The organism is Actinomycetota bacterium, assembly GCA_036280995.1.
GTDB lineage: Bacteria > Actinomycetota > CALGFH01 > CALGFH01 > CALGFH01 > CALGFH01.
This window is the reverse complement of the sequence record DASUPQ010000757.1, coordinates 1-4,341: the sequence shown is the minus strand read 5'-3', so window position 1 is coordinate 4,341 and position 4,341 is coordinate 1. Positions and strand designations below refer to the sequence as shown.

General features: G+C 69.9%; 3 protein-coding genes. All 3 read left to right on the top strand.

The window, feature by feature from the left end; all coding sequences use genetic code 11:
- Nucleotides 1-995 precede the first annotated feature (995 nt).
- The 3 genes from VF468_25355 to VF468_25345 all read left to right on the top strand — a co-directional run bounded on the left by VF468_25355 (nt 996) and on the right by VF468_25345 (nt 3,457).
- Nucleotides 996-1,589, top strand: a complete 594-nt coding sequence (locus VF468_25355) for an endonuclease V (protein ID HEX5881615.1) — start codon at nt 996-998, stop codon at nt 1,587-1,589.
- A 144-nt stretch (nt 1,590-1,733) separates the two neighbouring features.
- A complete protein-coding gene (locus tag VF468_25350; protein ID HEX5881614.1) occupies nt 1,734-2,810 on the top strand; it encodes an LCP family protein in 1,077 nt (358 codons plus the stop codon).
- A gap of 245 nt (nt 2,811-3,055) precedes the next feature.
- Complete coding sequence (locus tag VF468_25345; GenBank protein ID HEX5881613.1) at nt 3,056-3,457, top strand: hypothetical protein; 402 nt, start codon at nt 3,056-3,058, stop codon at nt 3,455-3,457.
- Nucleotides 3,458-4,341 lie beyond the last annotated feature (884 nt).

The window sequence follows — 4,341 nt, the reverse complement described above, 5'->3', positions numbered from 1 at the left end:
TCGGTGTCTCCTGACGAGCTCATGACGGTGATACTGCAACAGGATCATCACGGCCGCTCGGCAGGGCATCGGTCCTCATCGTTTCGCCAGGTCGAGGTATAGGGCTCGCCCGAGGCGAACCAGGAGCACCACCAGACGCCTCGACTTCCTGACTGTGCTCAGGCCTGCTGGCTGGCGTGCGTTGTCGAGTAGGAAGGACGCCCGATGTACCTGATCCGCCTGGCCCTGGATCTGGCCCAGGACCAGGACCGCGACCAGCACTGACCCCGGCACCTCGGGCCGACCACGGTGAACCTCCCTCGATCGGACCCCGCTGCGGCGCCGCCTTGGCCCCAGCGGGCCGACACGGGCGCTGGTCCAGGGCCGGTGTGCCGGCCGGGTGGCGGGGGAGCATGGGACCGAGCAGGTGCTCACCGGCCCCCGCAGGGCGTCCTGGGCAGGTCGCTGGTGTGGTGCTGACCAATGGGCCTGGACCACGAGGTGGTGACCACGCTGTGTGGTCGTTGGGCGAGGGTGGTCCCGTGGCGTCCCGCTCCGGAGGGCCAGTCGGTAGGGAACGCTCTCTTCAGCGCCTTCTGGCTACGCCCACGAGTCATTTCCATCCCGCAGCCCAGCTGCACCCATTCAGCGGCAGGTCGGGGAACGGGTGCGTCCCGAGCAGCTGTCCTGCGCCGCTCATGGCCGCACGGGTGGTCCTGGATGACGAACGCCCCCAGCCACCGGCGATCGGATCGGTCATCGGTGCGATCCGTGCCACGCTCTCGAGCCCTCCGGTGTCTGAGCCGCTTCGGCCGACAGGCCTCGATCCTGCTGGCAACCGCTCAATCTCCTGCCGCGGTTCACAGGTCCTTCTGCCATCGGCGATCGGACTCAGAGGGCGGAAGCGTCGGACACTAGCGGGTATGGCGACTTGGCCGGCCACCGCTGACGAGCTCACCCGGCTGCAGCAAGCCCTGGGGGAGCTAGTCCCAGAACGCTGGCAGCCGCCGACGACCATGTTACGGTTCGGCGCCTGCTTCGTCTGCTTCGAACGCGTCGACGGCGCCGGTGCCGCCGGTGACCGAGGGTTCGCCGGGGCAGCGGTCACGTACCGCCGTCGCCTGCTGGCCGGGGTGACCAGCAGTGGGCCCGCCGGTGGGCCGTACCTGCCGGCCCTGCTCGCTCTGCGGGAAGGGCCGCTGCTGGAGCAGGCTGTTCGCGCCCTGCCGGTCACCCCCGAGGTGCTTCTGGTCAACGCCACCGGCCGCGACCATCCCCGCCGCGCCGGCCTCGCCCTGCACCTCGGGGCCGTGCTTGGGCTGCCCACGGTCGGGGTCACCACCCGGCCGCTGGTCGCCGAAGGGCGCTGGCCTGCCGACCAGACCGGTGCCACGGCGCCGTTGCGGCTGGGTGGCGAGGTGGTGGGCTGCTGGGTGCGGACCCGGACCGGGGCCAAGCCGGTGGCCGTCCACGCCGCCTGGCAGACCGACGCCCAGGCTGCGGTCCAGCTCGTGCTGGCCGCGACCCGTCGGGCCCGGACCCCAGATCCCCTACGCCGGGCCCGCACCCTCGCCCGAACCGAGCGGGCGCGGATGCGCTGGACAATCTGACGATCCACGGGCTCTCGCATGGACGGGCAAATGGCGCTGAGGTGCTTGTGCGGCAGGTGTCGGGTGGCTCGCGAAGCGGGAAGCGCCCTACGCTTGGCAAGCTGATCGACACACATTTGGGCGGGTTTGTAGGAAGATGCGCCGATGAGCGTGTCCGCCGACGGTGGGAGCCTCGAGCCAGGAGACCCACCACGAGCCCGTCGCCGCCGTGTGCTGATCCGCCTGCTGCTTGCCGCCGCCGCGGCGGCGGTGTTGCTCGTCGGGGCCATCACCGGGCTGTTCCTGGAGCGGCAGCGGGCCTATGACCGGAACATCCAGCGGGTGCCTGGGGTCTTCCCGGCCGAGTCGGACCGCCCGGTACGCGTTCCGGGCCGGGCCGAGAACTGGCTGCTGGTCGGCTCCGACCGCCGGGCCGACCAGGCCACCACCGGCCGGGACGCCAACCAGCCGTTGTGGCGGTACGGTGCCCAGCGCGCGGACACCGTCATGCTGGTCCATCTCCCCGCCGACCGGAGGCGCGTCTACCTGGTCTCGTTTCCGCGTGACGCCTGGGTGCCGATCCAGGGCCACGGGGACGCCAAGCTGAATGCCGCCTTCTCATTCGGCGGCCCGCCGCTGCTCATCGCCACCATCGAGCGGCTGACCGGGGTGCGCGTCGACCATTTCGCGATCCTTGACTTCGAGGGCTTCAAGTCCATGACCGATGCCCTCGGCGGGGTGGACGTGCGGGTGGCTCGGACCGTCAGGGACCCGGCGCGGAAGGTGGTCTGGCCAGCCGGGATCCAGCATCTGGACGGGGCGCGGGCGCTGGACTTCGTGCGTCAGCGCCAGAACCTGCCCGGTGGTGACCTCGGCCGCATCAGGCGCCAGCAGGCCTTCCTCAAGGCGCTCGCTGGCCAGGTGGTGGACCGGGGCACGCTGGCCAACCCGCTCAAGCTCAACGCCTTCCTGGAGGCCGCCACCGAGTCCGTGAGCGTGGACCAGTCGCTCACCATCTCTCGGCTCCGCTCCCTGGCCCTGCAGTTCCGCTCGATGCGCGCGGGCGGCATCGTCTTTGTGACCGCGCCGGTCGCCGGGACGGGGACCGAGGGTCGCCAGAGCGTGGTCTACCTGGACCGGACCAAGGGTCAGCCGCTATATCAGGCGCTGCGGACCGACGCGGTCGAGGACTACCTGGCCGGTGCCGATAACACCGCCAACCAAGTCGACGAAGTGCACTGACCCGAAGAGGACCGACCCGGCCATCGGTGGCTTCCGGACGCGCATTCCGGTTGGATCTCGATGGCTTCAGATCAGACGGCTTTGCGCTCGCCGAGTTCCACTACCTCGACGCTCTGCGGTTCCTCACAGCCTGGCGGCAATCCTTGAGGACCGGGTGCGCCGCGAGGAGTGCCCGGCGGTCGACGTAGACCGCATCGCCGGATTTCTCGGCCGAGGGAACGCCAACCGGATCTATCCTCTGGGCGATGGCTGAGATGCTGCTCCAACAGCTCGACTTCTTGTACACGCCCAGCCGTGACGTGGCCTCCGACCTGGTGTACTTCACCGAGGTCCTGGGCGGGCGCATGGTCTTCGCGGTCGAGGCGATGGGCACCAGGGTCGCCGCCGTTCAGCTCACCGCGGATCCCCCACTGGTGCTCCTGGCCGACCACGTCGAGGGTGAACGCCCGATCCTGGTGTACCGAGTGGCCGACCTGGGCGCCGCCCTGGCCGGGCTTGAGGCCCGGGGCTGGCAGCGGCAGCGCACCTTGGAGATCCCCCACGGGCCGTGCTGCTCATTTCGAACAACGGGCGGCCACCGGATCGCGTTGTACCAGCTGACTCGACCCGAGGTGGTCACCCATTTCAATGGGCGGCGGGATTTCTGAGCGCTCGTGCCTGTCGACCAGAGCGCCGTGTCTGTTCCCAGGGTTGATCGCCTCGTTCTGGTCATCCGTTGGCGGGCGGCCAGCCCCGGCGACGTGGACGCCGCCGGCTGAACCTCAGTGATCGCCGGTTCGGAACAGCCGAAAGCCCTACCAGGACGTCGGCTTGTCCTGCTGGTAGAGCCAGACGTCGAAGATGCAGGTTCCTGCCGCTGTCGCGCTCGGCGAGCGTGATGAACGGGGCGGTGGCCACGTTGCCGTAGCGGTGCTGGGCTGCCCAGTCGCGCAGGATCCGGAAGGACACAGCGTCGCCCGCCTTCTCGCGCAGGGCCTGCAGGGCCAGGTGCCCCGGTCGTGGACTGTCGTCGAACAAGAAAATGGGTGACCGGGTCTACGGGAGGCGGCGTCCAAAGGCCGTGTCCCGGCCCGACGTGCGGTGGAGCATACTGACCTGCATCCCGAACCGGTACAACCTCGAGACAGCCGCGTAACCTCCATTCGGGACGGTCATTGAGCCAAGCCCCTCTCGGACAGGAGCGCAGTATGAGCCCGCCGATCGCTTCTCGTCAGGCGACACCGACCGCCGTCCGGCGCCTTCGCCGGCTCGGCGCCGCGCTGCTGATGCTGCTCGCCGCTACAGCGCTGGGTGGGTGCGGCGGCTCCGAGGAGCCCAGTGGGGCAGGAGAGACACCAGCGACGACGGCCGCACCACCGTCCACCGCAGCTGGACCGGCCACCAGCGAGCCGGTCGTGCTCGCCGACGGCCGCCATCCTGTCTACCTCAAGACCGTGGATCCGGACCGACGCACGATCACGTTCGACCTCATCCAGTTCTTCACCGGGGAGGCTGCCACCAAGGCGGCCGCCGAGGACGGCGAGGAGTCCCC